The sequence below is a fragment of the Paenibacillus peoriae genome (genome assembly GCF_022531965.1).
Classification (GTDB): Bacteria; Bacillota; Bacilli; order Paenibacillales; family Paenibacillaceae; genus Paenibacillus; species Paenibacillus polymyxa_D.
Map to the genome: position 1 here is coordinate 3,125,343 of NZ_CP092831.1, position 14,825 is coordinate 3,140,167.

General features: G+C 44.0%; 14 protein-coding genes. 3 read left to right on the plus strand and 11 right to left on the minus strand.

Features of this window, described 5'->3' with window-relative positions; genetic code table 11:
• Positions 1-431: 431 nt before the first annotated feature.
• The 7 genes from MLD56_RS13545 to pdhA form a co-directional block, all read right to left on the minus strand.
• Complete coding sequence (locus tag MLD56_RS13545) at positions 432-1,919, minus strand: glutamate synthase subunit beta (RefSeq protein WP_029517448.1); 1,488 nt, start codon at positions 1,917-1,919, stop codon at positions 432-434.
• 238 nt (positions 1,920-2,157) lie between these two features.
• On the minus strand, positions 2,158-2,646 hold the full coding sequence (locus MLD56_RS13550) for a dihydrofolate reductase (RefSeq protein ID WP_029517447.1): 489 nt from the start codon (positions 2,644-2,646) through the stop codon (positions 2,158-2,160).
• Positions 2,647-2,663: 17 nt separating this feature from the next.
• A complete protein-coding gene (gene thyA / locus MLD56_RS13555; protein WP_029517446.1) occupies positions 2,664-3,458 on the minus strand; it encodes a thymidylate synthase in 795 nt (264 codons plus the stop codon).
• 252 nt (positions 3,459-3,710) lie between these two features.
• Complete coding sequence (gene lpdA, locus MLD56_RS13560) at positions 3,711-5,132, minus strand: dihydrolipoyl dehydrogenase (protein WP_029517445.1); 1,422 nt, start codon at positions 5,130-5,132, stop codon at positions 3,711-3,713.
• A 3-nt stretch (positions 5,133-5,135) separates the two neighbouring features.
• Entirely contained in the window at positions 5,136-6,749 is a 1,614-nt protein-coding gene (locus tag MLD56_RS13565; RefSeq protein WP_277397970.1) for a 2-oxo acid dehydrogenase subunit E2, read from the minus strand.
• A gap of 34 nt (positions 6,750-6,783) precedes the next feature.
• A complete protein-coding gene (locus MLD56_RS13575) occupies positions 6,784-7,764 on the minus strand; it encodes an alpha-ketoacid dehydrogenase subunit beta (protein WP_013310510.1) in 981 nt (326 codons plus the stop codon).
• A 100-nt stretch (positions 7,765-7,864) separates the two neighbouring features.
• On the minus strand, positions 7,865-8,932 hold the full coding sequence (pdhA, locus tag MLD56_RS13580; RefSeq protein WP_029517443.1) for a pyruvate dehydrogenase (acetyl-transferring) E1 component subunit alpha: 1,068 nt from the start codon (positions 8,930-8,932) through the stop codon (positions 7,865-7,867).
• A gap of 255 nt (positions 8,933-9,187) precedes the next feature.
• Between pdhA and MLD56_RS13585 the strand changes: the two genes are divergently transcribed.
• A complete protein-coding gene (locus MLD56_RS13585) occupies positions 9,188-9,922 on the plus strand; it encodes an alpha/beta hydrolase (protein WP_025724149.1) in 735 nt (244 codons plus the stop codon).
• Between the two features lie 144 nt (positions 9,923-10,066).
• Here MLD56_RS13585 and MLD56_RS13590 read toward each other — a convergent pair whose 3' ends face one another.
• Positions 10,067-10,531 (minus strand): low molecular weight protein-tyrosine-phosphatase, encoded by a 465-nt coding sequence (locus tag MLD56_RS13590; protein ID WP_029517442.1) that lies wholly within the window; start codon positions 10,529-10,531, stop codon positions 10,067-10,069.
• A gap of 148 nt (positions 10,532-10,679) precedes the next feature.
• Between MLD56_RS13590 and MLD56_RS13595 the strand changes: the two genes are divergently transcribed.
• Together MLD56_RS13595 and MLD56_RS13600 are read left to right on the plus strand one after the other, a co-directional pair.
• Positions 10,680-11,321 (plus strand): thiamine diphosphokinase, encoded by a 642-nt coding sequence (locus tag MLD56_RS13595; protein WP_029517441.1) that lies wholly within the window; start codon positions 10,680-10,682, stop codon positions 11,319-11,321.
• 279 nt (positions 11,322-11,600) lie between these two features.
• Positions 11,601-12,098 carry a C40 family peptidase gene (locus tag MLD56_RS13600; RefSeq protein WP_029517440.1) on the plus strand — a complete coding sequence of 166 codons (498 nt, stop codon included), beginning with the start codon at positions 11,601-11,603 and terminating at the stop codon, positions 12,096-12,098.
• 64 nt (positions 12,099-12,162) lie between these two features.
• Here the strand turns inward: MLD56_RS13600 and MLD56_RS13605 are convergent, their stop codons facing one another.
• The 3 genes from MLD56_RS13605 to MLD56_RS13615 all read right to left on the minus strand — a co-directional run bounded on the left by MLD56_RS13605 (position 12,163) and on the right by MLD56_RS13615 (position 14,823).
• Positions 12,163-12,855 carry a response regulator transcription factor gene (locus MLD56_RS13605; protein ID WP_029517439.1) on the minus strand — a complete coding sequence of 231 codons (693 nt, stop codon included), beginning with the start codon at positions 12,853-12,855 and terminating at the stop codon, positions 12,163-12,165.
• A gap of 142 nt (positions 12,856-12,997) precedes the next feature.
• Entirely contained in the window at positions 12,998-14,059 is a 1,062-nt protein-coding gene (locus MLD56_RS13610) for a ThiF family adenylyltransferase (RefSeq protein ID WP_029517438.1), read from the minus strand.
• Positions 14,056-14,823, minus strand: a complete 768-nt coding sequence (locus MLD56_RS13615) for a thiazole synthase (protein WP_029517437.1) — start codon at positions 14,821-14,823, stop codon at positions 14,056-14,058. The genes MLD56_RS13610 and MLD56_RS13615 overlap by 4 nt, the downstream gene beginning before the upstream one ends.
• Positions 14,824-14,825 lie beyond the last annotated feature (2 nt).

A 14,825-nucleotide genomic window follows, 5' to 3' on the forward strand; every position in this document is an offset into this window, starting at 1 on the left:
CCGGCCTCATGCAAAAGGAGCCTTCTCCCGACGAAAGCTCCTTTGTAAATTCATTTAGTCAAACGCTTCAACAATATACGTGTATTATACCATAGATACCATGGTTCTCTCAGGTCATGATTTTAAATAGTCACCGAAAGTTATGTATATGTTAATTTACATTACATATATATCAGATATTCTTGTGAAATAATTCTTTTTTCTATAAAAAAGCTACACTAAACACTCTTTTTTATGTTATGATCAATTTAGATAAGAAATATATGGTGATACGATTAAATTTAAGTTATATTATATAACATATATTTCACAATGTTTCACAGCTCAATAATCATTTATTCATTTTTCGCTTCTGGCAGACTCAGCTTGAAATACAATAAAGCCCCATCCGAAGATGGAGCTTTGACTGATCCGTAACATAAAATTTATAATTACACCAAAACGGTAGCGCCCATGAGGTATTTATCAACTTCACGCGCAGCTTCTCGACCTTCATTAATAGCCCACACAACAAGACTTTGTCCGCGACGCATATCACCTGCAGCAAAAACCTTATCCACATTAGTAACATATTTTCCATAACGTGCTTTAACGTTGGAACGACGATCCGTCTCCAAGCCAATTTGCTCTACAATCGTTTGCTCAGGACCATCAAATCCAATGGCAATAAGAGCAATATGTGCAGGGAATACGCGCTCCGTACCTGGAATCGGTTGATAGATTTTGCGCCCTGTTTCATCAACAATCCGTTGAATTTGAATGGTGTGCAGCTCTTTCAGATTACCGTTTTCATCACCTACAAATTTGGTCGTCATGATGGAGAACTCACGTGGATCTTCTCCGAACAGCGCCTTAGCTTCTTCCTGTGCATAATCAAGAGAATACACGTTTGGAAATTGTGGCCAAGGATTGGCAATCGGGTCACGCTCCATAGGTGCTTTGGTATGTGTGCCAAATTGAGTGATACTCCGACAACCATGACGCAAAGAAGTAGCTACACAGTCCGAACCCGTATCACCGCCACCGATTACAATAACGTCCTTACCTTGGGAAGACAAATAGTTGCCATCTTCCAGATTGGAGTCCAAGTAACTTTTGATGGTACCATTCAGATAATCCATCGCATAATGAACACCCTTCAAATCGCTACCTTCAATGTTGAATTCTCTTGGCTTCGTAGAACCACCGCATAGAACAACAGCATCATATTCACCAATCAACTGATCGGTAGGGATATCTTTGCCGATTTCCGTATTGGTGATGAATTGAATACCTTCAGCCTCCAGCAAATCCACACGCCGCTGAACAACCTTTTTATCCAATTTCATGGACGGTATGCCATACATCAATAATCCACCCACACGATCTGCACGCTCATACACAGTCACGCTGTGCCCTGCTTTGTTAAGCTGAGCCGCTGCAGCCAAACCTGCCGGACCCGAACCGACAACAGCCACTCGTTTGCCTGTACGCTTTTCTGGCGGATTAGGGACAACCCAGCCTTCCTCAAAACCCTTTTCGATAATAGCTTCCTCAATGGTTTTAATTGTAACAGACTGTCCGATCAGTCCCACAGTACATGAACCCTCACATGGCGCAGGACAAACACGACCTGTGAATTCTGGGAAGTTATTCGTTTTGTGCAGCCGCTCTAGCGCTTCCTTCCACAAACCACGATATACGAGATTGTTCCATTCCGGAATGAGATTATGAACCGGGCAGCCTAAAGTTGCTCCCATGATATCCATCCCCGTATGACAATAAGGGGTTCCGCAGTCCATACAACGCGCCCCTTGGGTACGCAGCTCTTCCTCAGACATATGCTTATGGAATTCTTCCCAATCCTTTATACGCTCTGCCGGGTCCCGGTCTGTAGGAAGCTGTCGTGTGTATTCCATAAATCCAGTTGGTGTAGACATGTTACGTTCCCCCATCTCTTCGCTTATGAACCCCGATCATCCATTCAGAATTTAAGTCAAATTCGAATTTGTCTATTTGTATTATGAAAGGGTCTGTTCTCATTGAATTTGATTTATTGTATCACAATACAGCGTAAAAGTGATGAAAACTTATGCAACTTTCTGCATCAACGGCCAAAAGGATTTTTTATATGGTTTATTAATTTTTCAAATGAGTGGGGTCGGATATAGTCTATTCTTATTCGGTTCTCCCGTAAACAACAAAACGATACTCATAGGGATTTTTGTCATCCTTGATACCTGTGGTCTCACTAACTATATTCCAGCCGTTCCAATCCAGCTCAGGGAAGGTTGTATCGCCTTCAAAAATCTCCTCAATCCGAGTCACAATCAGCCGATCAGCATGTGGCCAAAACAGTGAATAAATCTCTGCTCCTCCGATGACCATTAACTCTTCCTGCTTTGCTAATTGGAGCCCTTCTTCCAGTGAATGAATTACTTCCGCACCTTCTGTCTGATAGCGCAGATCTCGGGTCAAGACAACGTTACGCCGGTTTGGCAGGCTTTTTCCTCCAAAGGATTCCCACGTTTTGCGTCCCATGAGTACCGTTTTATTAATCGTCTGCTCTTTGAAAAAGGCCATGTCTCTAGGGAGACGCCAGGGAAGTTTGTTATCTCGGCCGATCACACCATTTTGTGCCATAGCCCATATCATTGAAATGCCCATTTTCCCACCTCCCCTAATCAGATGGCGACAGGCGCCTTAATCCCTGGATGATATTCGTAATTTTCAAAAACAAAATCGTCGTAGGTATAATCAAAAATCGAATCCGGCTTGCGCAGAATTTTCAACTGAGGCAACGGATAAGGATCACGTTCCAACTGTGTATGCACTTGTTGCATATGATTTGAATAAATATGCACATCGCCGCCTGACCAAATAAATTCGCCGGGCTCCAAACCGCACTGCTGTGCAACCATATGCGTTAGTAATGCATAACTTGCGATATTGAACGGCAACCCTAAAAAGGTATCCACAGAACGCATCGTTAGCATACAGGAAAGCTTCCCTCCAGCTACATAGAACTGAAATACAAAGTGACATGGCGGCAACTTCATCGATTCGATTTCAGCCACATTCCAAGCACTGACAATGTGTCGACGTGAATCCGGATTTTTTTTAATAGCTTCAATGACATTCGCAATTTGGTCAATATGTTGTCCGTCTGTTGTTTCCCACGAGCGCCATTGCGACCCATATACAGGCCCCAGATTCCCCTGCTCGTCTGCCCACTCATCCCAAATGGTAACTCCGTTCTCCTTGAGATAAGAAATGTTGGTATCTCCCCGCAAAAACCATAACAGCTCATGAATAACGGATTTCAAATGTACTCTTTTGGTGGTCACCAAGGGGAAGCCCTTGGCCAGGTCAAAACGGAGTTGCCTTCCGAAAACAGATAGTGTACCCGTTCCTGTACGATCCTCTTTTTTTACTCCATTCTCTAAAATATCCTCCAGCAGTTCCAAATAGTTACGCACGTTATTCCTCTCCTTTGAGCATGAATAAAAACCTGGCATCGCCAGATTCTAATCTTTAAAATTCTTTTCTGCACCCATATCTATAGTTAGTTTATCATGTACGGTACTTCGTTGACCATGTACTGTGTGAATTTTCATGGTAGTCCTGAAAATCCTAAAGTTTGAAAAAAAAGAGACAAAGAGCGCAGATATAGCGCTCCTTGCCTCTCTTTGTCATGTATGAAAACGAAAACGAGATAATGAAAAATGGTATTAGCGACGTGGTGCCAATGCGTGGATCGGATGACCCAGCACGACTTCCGCTGCTTCCATAACGATTTCGCCCAATGTAGGGTGAGCATGAATAGTCAAGGAGATATCTTCGAGTGTAGCACCCATTTCAATCGCCAGACCCAGCTCAGCAATAAGGTTGGAAGCTTCCAGACCTACGATTTGCGTACCCAGTACCAAACCTGTGTCAGCGTCAGCAACGATTTTCACAAAACCTTCAGCAGCGTTCAGGGAAACCGCACGACCGTTTGCTCCATAAGAGAACTTGCCAACTTTGACATTGTAGCCTTTTTCTTTGGCTTGTGACTCTGTGTAGCCTACGCTGGAGCATTCTGGATCCGTGAAAACGACAGCCGGCATACACTTGTAATCTACTACAGACGGCTCGCCTGCAATTGCTTCAGCAGCTACTTTACCTTCGTAAGAAGCTTTGTGCGCCAGAGCAAGACCAGCTACGATATCGCCGATTGCAAAGATGTGAGGAATGCTAGTACGTCCTTGGTGATCAACTTTCACCATTCCGCGCTCATCCAGTTCTAGGCCGATCAGATCCAGCCCCAGTTCACCGTCTGTGTTTGGACGACGTCCAACAGTTACAAGCAGATAATCAGCAGTTACTTCTTTGCTTTCGCCGTTAACGGAGAATTTCACTGTTACGTCTTTATCTGTTTGCTCTGCACTTTCCGCTTTAGCGCCAGTGAAGATTTCGATGCCCGTTTTCTTCATGCTTTTCGCAACGATCGAAGTCATATCTTTGTCGAAACCAGGAAGCACTGTATCCATACCTTCAATAATCGTTACTTTGGAACCGAATTTGGAGTACATTTGTCCGAGCTCTGCACCAATGTATCCACCACCGATTACGATCAGGCTTTTCGGAATTTCAGGCAGGTTCAATGCTTCTGTAGAAGACAGAATGCGTCCACCAAAAGGGAATGGTTTCAGTTCGATTGGACGGGAACCTGTTGCGATAATTGCATTTTTAAAACGGTAACGTGGTGATTCATGTTCGTTGAATACACGCGCTTCGTTTTCGTTGATGAACATGCACTCACCATTGAAAACTTCAACTTTGTTGCCTTTGAGCAAGCCACTTACGCCGCCTGTCATTTTCTTAACAACGCCGTTTTTGAATTCTTGTGTTTTAGCGAAGTCTACTTTTACATTTTCAGCCGAAATACCGAAAGAATCGCCATGTTTAGCTGCTTCGTATTGATGAGCTGCAGAGATCAAAGCTTTGGATGGAATACATCCACGGTTCAGACAGACACCGCCCAGCTCAGATTTGTCAACGATCAATACGCTTTGTCCTAATTGTGCGGCACGGATGGCAGCTACATAGCCGCCAGGACCCGCACCGATAACCAATGTGTCAATATCCAGAGAAGCGTCTCCTACTACCATTGATTACACCTCCATAACAAGCAACTCAGGGTTAGCGAGCAGCTGTTTGATATAGTTCATGAAGTTTTGAGCAGTTGCACCGTCAATAATACGGTGGTCAAAGCTCAGAGAAAGAGCCATTACTGGAGCGGCAACAATCTCACCGTTTTTCACGACTGCTTTTTCACTGATGCGTCCAGTACCCAAAATCGCAACTTCAGGGAAGTTAATGATTGGAGTAAAGAACATACCACCTGCGGAACCGATGTTAGTGATGGAGATTGTGCTTCCTCTCATCTCATTTGCTGCCAATTTTCCATCACGACCGCGCACAGCCAGATCACGAATGGAATCAGCAATCATCCAGATACTCTTACGATCAGCATCTTTGATAACAGGAACGATCAAACCGTTGTCTGTATCTGTAGCGATACCGATGTTGTAGTATTTTTTGTAGACAATTTCGTTTGCTTCTTCGTCGATTGAGGCATTCAGAGCCGGGAATTGACGGGAAGCAGCAACCAAAGCTTTTACGATGAATGGCAGGTATGTTACTTTTGTGCCTTTCTTCTCAGCAATTGGTTTGATACGAGTACGGAAAGCAACCAGTTCAGTTACATCTACTTCATCCATAATCGTAACGTGCGGAGCCGTATAAGCCGATTTAACCATAGCATTGGAAATAGCCTTGCGGATACCTTTAAATGGTACGCGCTCTTCCTCAGCACGTGGATCTGCTGCTGGTGCGGATGCTGCTGCAGCTTTCGCTTCTTTCTTAGCAGGCTCTTGTGCTTTTGCAGCTTCTTTCGCTACTGGTGCAGCCGCTTGGCCTCCACCATTTTTGAAAGCTTCTACATCTTCTTTGGTGATTTTACCATTTTTGCCGGAGCCACTCACTTGAGCGATGTTTACACCTTGCTCACGAGCAAATTTGCGGACGCTAGGTGTAGCTAGTACATCTTTGTTAGAAGCAGCAGGAGTTGCAGCTGGTTTAGTGTTAGCTCCGCCTTGTGCAGCATCCTGTTCTTGTTTAGCAGCAGCTGGTGCTTCTTCTTGTTCTGGAAGTTCACCCTCCGCAGCGATTACAGCTACGACTTGACCTACGTTAAAGATGTCGCCGTCTTTGGCAAATACCTCTTGTACTGTGCCATTGACCGGACAAGGAACTTCAACTACAGCCTTATCGTTTTGTACTTCCATGATGATATCTTCATCTGTTACTTTGTCGCCGGCCTTGATGTGCATCTTGATGATTTCGCCTTCGTGAAGACCTTCACCCAGCTCTGGGAATTTATATTCAAATCTAGCTGTACCTGCAGCTCCGCTTTGTGCAGCAGCACTTGGCTCAGGGCTAGCAGCTGGTGCTTCTGGTGCATCTTCTTGTTCGGGAAGTTCACCTTCTGCATCAATTACAGCTACGACTTGACCTACGTTAAAGATGTCACCGTCTTTGGCAAATACTTCTTGTACTGTACCATTAACCGGACAAGGAACTTCAACTACAGCCTTATCGTTTTGTACTTCCATGATGATATCTTCATCTGTTACTTTGTCGCCGGGCTTGATGTGCATCTTGATGATTTCGCCTTCGTGAAGACCTTCACCTAGCTCCGGGAATTTATATTCAAATTTAGCCACGTTTAAAACCTCCCAAATTTACGGTGTGCTTTAATTAAAATTCCAATACTTTATTAACCGCATCAATGATACGTGTTGGCGTTGGCAACCAAGTATCTTCAATTTGAGCAAAAGGATAAACGGTATCCGGACCTGCTACACGCAGAACGGGTGCTTCCAGATGCAGGATTGCTTTTTCGTTAATTTGTGCAATAACTTCAGCAGCTACACCGGAGCTCTTTTGCGCTTCTTGAACAACGATGGCACGATTGGTTTTTTGAATAGAAGCAACAACGGTATCAATGTCAATCGGGCTAATGGTACGCAAATCAATGATTTCTACTTTGATACCTTTTGTTTTTTCCAGCTCATCCGCAGCTTTAATCGAAGTGTGTACCATCATACCGTAAGTAATGATCGTCACATCGGAACCTTCGCGAACTACATTAGCTTTGCCCAGTTCAACTGTGTAATCATTCTCAGGAACTTCAGCGCGGAATGCATGATACAAGTTCAAATGCTCCATGAAAAACACAGGATCGTTGTCGCGAATAGACGCAATCATGAGACCTTTTGCATCATAAGGGTTGGATGGAACAACAACCTTGATACCAGGTGTTTGAGCCAGCAGGCCCTCCAAGGAATCTGTATGCAGCTCGGCTGCCTTAACACCGCCACCAAAAGGTGTACGGAATACGATTGGAGAATTGTAACGTCCACCGGAACGGTAACGCATACGGGATGCTTGAATTGCCATTTGATCAAGCGCTTCAAAGATAAAGCCTACGAACTGGATTTCAGCTACAGGGCGGAAGCCTTGAATACCCAAACCGACAGCAAGACCCCCGATTGCGGATTCCGCCAGCGGAGTATCGAATACACGTTCTTCGCCAAATTCTTTTTGCAGACCTTCTGTAGCGCGGAATACGCCACCTACATGACCTACGTCTTCACCGAAAAGCAGGACGTTAGGGTCGCGTTTCAACTCTACGCGCAGTGCGTCACGAATCGCTTCTTTCATGTTCATTTGTGCCATTTGCTTCATTTCCTCCTTAAACATTGACAGATCAATTTCAGTTCAGGTCAATCGAAAAGCAGACCGGATCGGGTTACGGCCCGGTCTCTTTCAAGTTCAATTATTTAAAATCAGCTTTTTGTTCTTCCAAGTGCTTAGGCGTTGTTTCGAACATGCTATCGATCAGGCCAGGAATTGTCATTTTCTCTGTTTTCTCGGCTTTTTTGATCTCTTCGTTCACTTTTGCCTTAGCTTCTTCTTTTACGCGAGCTGTATCTTCTTCAGTCCAAAGGCCTTTTTTCTCAAGGTATTTCGCAAAGCGGGCAATTGGATCTTTCGCATTCCATTCGCCTTCTTCTTCTTTAGAACGATATTTTGTTGCATCATCAGAAAGGGAATGCGGACGGAAACGGTACGTTACGGCTTCAATCAAAGTAGCACCTTCACCATTACGTCCACGCTCTGCAGCTTCTTGAACGGCTTTAATAACTGCAAGCACGTCCATGCCGTCAATTTTCACGCCTTTAATACCAGCAGCTACTGCTTTATGAGCGATCGAAAGAGCAGCCGTTTGTTTTGAGAATGGAGTCGTGATCGCGTAACCATTGTTTTGCACAAAGAAAATAACTGGCAACTTGTATACACCAGCATAGTTCAGGCCTTCGTAGAAATCACCTTCGGAAGAACCGCCGTCACCTGTATATGTAATGGCGACTTGTTTTTGTTTTTTCAGCTTGTAACCCATAGCAATACCCATAGCATGCAAAATTTGCGCGCCAATGATGATTTGCGGCATCAGTACATTAACACCGTCCGGCACTTGGCCGCCGTGTTGATGACCACGGGAATACAAGAAAGCTTGGTATAATGGCAGGCCATGCCAAACGATTTGCGGAATATCGCGGTAGCCTGGAGCAATAAAGTCTTCTTTTTGGAGCGCATATTCGCTACCAACCATGGTTGCTTCTTGTCCGGATACCGGAGCATAGAAACCGAGACGCCCTTGACGGCCTAAGTTAACGGCACGGTCATCCCAAGTACGTGTAAATACCATTCGATACATAATTTCTTTCAATTGATCATCTGTAAGTTTAGGCAACATATCTTTATTGATAATTTCACCATCCGGAGAAAGTACGGACAGCGCCTCAACTTCCTCTGTGTAAACTTCATAAGGAACCTTGCTCATTTTCTTCACCTCAACAAAAAAATTTGAATATCAAGTTCCGCTGTTATAGGATTATTATACACCTGTTATATCGCTCGCGTCAAAGATTTAGTTATTTTTTTTGAGTTTGTCACATTTTTGTGTGTGTAACAGGGTGTGTTTTTTACTGTAACAGCTTAGTACATGATTGAAATTTTAAACATCTATTGCAATCAGGGTAATCTTAACTTATTGTGATCCCGAATGCAAAATAATACCCAAGAAAGGTGACGAAAAATGACGGATTCTCGGTATTTAAAACGAACCATCCTTAAAGACGAAGTAGACAGCCGCTTTCTTGGCGAGACCAGAACTCTCCGGATTTATTTGCCGCCCGGCTATAATGAAATATTGAGCTACCCGGTCGTGTACTGTCAGGACGGAGAAGAATTTTTCAATTTTGGCCGCATTGCAACTCATGCCAACCGCCTCATTCTAGATGAGGGCGTCGAACCCTTCATTATTGTAGGTGTGGAAGTGAATACAAAAATTCGAACGCAGGAGTATGCTCCCTTTGGCAATCGTTTTGAGGCGTATACCGCCTGTTTTGCAGAAGAGATTATTCCCTATGTAGAGCAAAAGTATCCTATAAGAAAAGATGCAGCGTCCCGTATTTTGGCGGGGGATTCACTGGGAGGCAGTGTGTCTCTGCATTTGGCTTTGATGTATCCTCAGTTGTTCAACCGCATTATCAGCCTCTCAGGTGCTTACTATGAAGCTTCGCAGGAAATCATCGCCCGTGAGAAAGATCTGTCTCATTTGCGGGTGTGGATGACGGTTGGCCTTCAGGAAGATGCATTTGAGAGTGATACTGGCATTTACAACTTTGTAGAGCTTAACCGTCAATGCGCAGATTTGCTGCGCGAACGGAACGCTGAAGTTTCTTACCGTGAAAAGGATGGCAAACATTTGTGGGGCTTTTGGCAAAACGAGTTGCCTGACGCGCTAATGTATTTTTTGGATCGCGCCTGAGTAAAAATTCTCCCAGGTAACTAAAGGGAATGGAGCATTTGACCTACTAGGTCATAAAGCTCCTTTTTCTTTTTCATGATTTGGTTACGCTTTCAAAAATGTATAACGAAAAACGGCAATGATTGCCGTCATCTGTCGTTCACATTATAGCTTTTCTTCTACGATCTTGTCCAGCAAGGCGTCGCAACCTGCGTCCATTAATCGATAGGTCTCTTCAAAATTCCCTGTAAAATATGGGTCGGGTACTTCTCTTAATTTTTCTTGAGGGAGCAAATCCATAAATTTTAGAATATCTGCCTCCGCTCCACCTGCAATCTTTCGCATGTTTCGTTCATTAGAGTCATCCATGCACACAATATAATCAAACGCGTCAAAATCACGGCCCGTTATTTGCCGCGCCTGTATGCCTTGTTCGCTGATTCCATGCAGTTTAAGTTGCTTTAGTGTTCCCTCATGCGGAGGATTTCCGATGTGCCAGTCGCCTGTCCCGGCCGAGTCCACCCCGATTTCTGCACCCAATCCCCGTTCCTGCGCTTTATGTCTCAGTATTGCCTCCCCCATCGGAGAGCGGCAAATATTGCCCAAACACACAAACAAAACGTTAATCATTTCGTTCTCCTTCCTATTACACGTTACACTTCCTTTTTTCTGTTTCATTGTAGCCATGTCCTCCAAAATTGTGCAAGCCATATTTAACGCGGTATACTTAAAAACGATGGTATATATAGGATCGTATCAGAAAGAAAGGATGTTGATTATGACAAAAAAACGAGCGATTGTATTTTCAGGTGGTCGTCTTAATGAAGAAGATTTACATCAAATACAGCCCGATGATTTTATTATAGGTGCAGATAAAGGTGCTCTTTTCCTGATCGAGCACGGTATTACACCACATATCTCTGTAGGAGATTTTGATTCAATCACACCAGAGGAAAAAGAAAAGGTAGAATCAGCAAGCCAACGTATGATTGCGTGCGATCCAGTACTTAAAGACTTAACAGATACTGAGCTTGCTTTAGAAATCGCTATGGACGAACAGGCAGATCAAGTACTGATGCTTGGTGTGACTGGCACCCGGATGGACCACACATTGGCTAATGTTCAAATATTGGTACGTGCAATGCAGCATCATATTAGCTGCGCTATTATGGACGCACATAATTATATTGAGCTCACCGGATCAACGCTTGAAATCCAACCTATGGGCTATACATATACATCGCTGCTTCCTATGACCGCCGAAGTAACTGGCATACAACTAGAAGGATTTATGTATCCGTTACATAATGCCACCCTCAAAATGGGACAATCACGTGCTGTCAGTAATAAGCTAACGGCTTCAAAAGGTACGATTTCCATCAAAAGCGGTCTGCTACTCGTTATTCAAAGCAAGGATTAATTATGACATTATTGTAACTATTATATAAATTGTTTTTCACTCAAAACCCTTGATGAACAAGGGTTTTTCCGTTTATAGAGATCAATGAATCGATATATTTTTTACAAATTGTAATTTTTAATCGTTTTTTAATAATCGCTGTGTAAGTCTTGTCCCTCAAGCATTTGAGCGTTCTTTTCCAACTATTAGGCGGCTTCAAAACTGTTATACTCAACGCTGTCAGTTAGTTAGCAACTCAGCAAAATATTGCACAAATCAATTTTTGGAGGTATTTACAACATGAATATGCATAAAATCATAAAAAAGGTAATTATAGCAGGGGTCGCAGCCACGATCGGCTTTGGCACTTTTGCAATTGAGGGAACAAATACGGCACAAGCCGCCACTACGACTTCGGTAGGCCAAAAAGTAATTAACTACGGTGAAAAATATATGGGAACTCCTTATAAGTTTGGAGCTTCCACAAGCACTACACGTAATTTTGACTGTTCTTCTTTCATGAAGCACATATTCAAGAAATACGGAGTAAATTTGCCGCGTACTTCTGTTCAACAGTCTAAAGTTGGACATGCCGTATCCAAGTCCAATTTGAAAAAAGGCGACTTAGTTTTCTTTTCAAGCGGTAGTCGTGCTACAGGACGCAACATTACCCACGTAGCAGTCTATATGGGCGGGGGTAAAATTTTACACACTTACGGCGGACCTGGCGTGACCATCTCCGATTTGAACTCTGGCAACTGGAAAAGAACATACATTAAAGCACGCCGCGTGCTGTAGTATGAAACTCATTTTGAAATATGCGAGCCGGGACGAAAAGTTCCGGCTTTTTTTATACCTAATACTATTCTGATACGGTAGGTGTTCTGAGTGAATAACCAATACCTCGTTCCGTACGGATCATTTTAAACTTATACCCCTTATCTACTTTAACCCTCAAATGTCTGATATAGACATCTACTACGTTCGTATCAACGATATAGTCATGTTTCCAAACATCCTTCAGAATTTGCTGCCTGCTACAAACTTGGTTAAGATGTATCGCCAGATGAAGCAAAAGATCGAATTCCTTCGGAGTTAATTCCAGCTTTTGTCCCCCTCTGCTCACCATTCTGCTTGCATTGTCTATATGTAAATCACCCGCCTCGATTGCCCTTTTCACATCACGTTCAATACCAAAAATCCGCAATAAATTAGCCACTCTAGCCTGAAAAACTCTAGGATAAAAGGGCAGAACGATCACATCATGTGCTCCTTGTTCAAAACAGGAAACAATATGGTCCTCCTTATCTGATGAAGTCATTGCTAATAGCGGGACATGAGGATGGTATTGCTGCAATATGCGAAGCAAGCCTTGCGAAACCGTCTGTTCATCTTCTATATTGAGCAGCAACAAATCCACAGGATTATGGGCTACATAAGAGCTTGCATCCGTCGTATTGCTAACATGAACCACCTGATAACCTTCCTGCTCCAATGGACGAACAATTACGGGAGACGCTTCATTTACATCCACAAGCAAAATTAACGGGCTCACCTTTTCACCCACCTGGTTTGGACATAGCATTACATATTGGATACGAACAAGTTTGTGTTATAAGCCATTAAAGCATATTAATATTATTGTAACAAAAAAGCAGAAAATCATTCTCCAAAGAATGGCTTTCTGCTTTTATCGTTTAACCCAAATAGCGATGATACAGACTTCTTGCTTTTGCCACGTCCTTTGTCCCATGGATCAGCGCTCTGCCATCTGCAAAAACAACCAAGCGATGCTCGCTTGTACTAAAGGAAACCAAAAACGGATTTCGCTCTACTTTTCCTTCTCCCAAAGAAGCAAATCTATCTGCCGTTTCTGCAAGATTCAGATGGATCGGGTTTGCTGGTCTAATTTGAACGGTATCCCTACCGCACAAAACATCTGTTTTCTGCCGATGAGAGGCCGACAAATAGGGATACGTCGGTTGGCTGCCGCAAGAAGGACAGTTCTCCTTTTTAACGCTATCTACCGCTATCGCTACATACTCATTTTTCCACAAATCAAACGAAAGTAACTTTCCTCTCAAATCTTCCGGATATCCGCCAAGAAGTTTGAAGGCTTCCGTAGTTTGGTTAGCCGTGACCATCTGTACAGCCTGCGGAATAATCCCGGCGGTATCACAGGTTTCCCCACCAAACGGTACAGTTCCCAGCAGACAGTGAAGACAAGGCGTTTGACCCGGTAAAATGGTGTAGGTTACACCATAGCTGCCTACACATCCCCCATAAATCCAAGGTATCCGATGCTTGAGTGCCATGTCGTTCATAAGAAGTCGGGTATCGAAATTATCGGTTGCATCCATCAAGAGATCTACCCCTTGGATCAACTCTTCCAGCTCTTCCACCCCAACATCCAGTACATGTGCATGTATAACCGTTTCCGAATTAATATCCTTTAATCTTCGCTGAGCAGCTACTACTTTGGGATATCTTTGCGCAGCATCACTTTCCTGAAAAAGCTGCTGGCGCTGCAAATTGCTCCATTCCACATAATCCCGGTCTACGAGGCTCACTGTACCTACACCCCCGCGAACGAGCGTTTCCGCAATACCTGTACCTAACGCTCCGGCACCTATGATTAGTACGTGGGAAGAAGCAAGCCGACGTTGTCCTGTCGGTCCAAAGGGCGCGAATCTTTCCTGTCTGGAATAACGGTCACTTGAATGTGTTCCTCCTGCACCGGATTTGTCAGTTACCTTCATGCCTGAACCATACCTTCTATCGGACTGCTTGCTGAAGCGTAACGTTTTACAGGAATCATCCCCGCCTCAAAACCATATCTTCCAGCACGAACAGCCAGTTTCATGGCCTCGGCCATTTTTACCGGGTCCTTCGCTCCTGATACGGCTGTATTCAACAAAACAGCATCTGCCCCTAACTGCATCGCTATTGCCGCGTCACCGGGTGAGCGAATACCCGCATCGACAATAACCGGAACCTCCGCCTGTTCAATAATTAGACCTAATGAAAACGGATTAAGCAAACCATGTCCTGTACCAATCGGTGAAGCTCCAGGCATAACGGCATGTACTCCAAGCTCTTGTAGCCTCTTTGCTAGAATCACATCGTCCGATATGTAGGGCAGCACGATAAAGCCTTCTTCTAACAGCTTTTCACTAGCTTTCAACGTTTCAAATGGGTCCGGCAGCAGTGTCTTTCTATCCCCAATGACTTCCACCTTAATCATATCGCACAGGCCGGAGGCTTTTGCCAATTTGGCAATACGAATCGCCTCCTCTGCTGTTGTAGCCCCTGCTGTGTTGGGAAGAAGTGTATACCGGCTCAAATCCAGCATATCGAGAAAATGCTGCTTATCCCGTTCCTCCAAGTTCAATCTCCGTACAGCAAACGTCAATATTTCCGTCTCAGCAGCCTCTACGGCTTGGGATTGGATATCCAGATCAGAGAATTTTCCTGTTCCCAACAACAACCTCGAGGTAAAAGATGCTTTTCCAATGGTTAACATAA